The 268-nt window shown below is 67.9% G+C and carries 1 protein-coding gene; it reads right to left on the reverse strand.

Going from position 1 to position 268, the window contains the following annotated elements; all coding sequences use genetic code 11:
* A partial coding sequence (locus R0J88_RS20555; protein ID WP_410900961.1) for a metal-dependent hydrolase occupies window positions 1-268 on the reverse strand: 268 nt, incomplete at both ends.

The raw sequence follows: 268 nt of genomic DNA on the forward strand, positions 1-268 counted from the left end.
TCGATCCGGTCGCGATAGTTGCGCACCGAATCCATGAAAAAGCGTTCGCCGGCCGGAAACAGCAGCGACAGCGCATTGAAGAAGTGCGTCACGTGCGGGCCGAGCCCGTGCCAGTCCTTCGCGCGCTCGACCGGCAGGTCGAAGCGCAGGTCGCGGCGCACCGGCATCACCTCGGCTGCGGTGGCGGAAGCGGCTGACTTCATGTTGTCGTTCTCCTTGTTTTCGGGCGGCCCGGCAACTGCCGCGGCCTTGCCGGCGCGGGCCCGGG

The sequence above is a fragment of the Pseudoalteromonas sp. SIMBA_162 genome (assembly GCF_046535955.1).
GTDB lineage: Bacteria > Pseudomonadota > Gammaproteobacteria > Enterobacterales > Alteromonadaceae > Pseudoalteromonas > Pseudoalteromonas marina.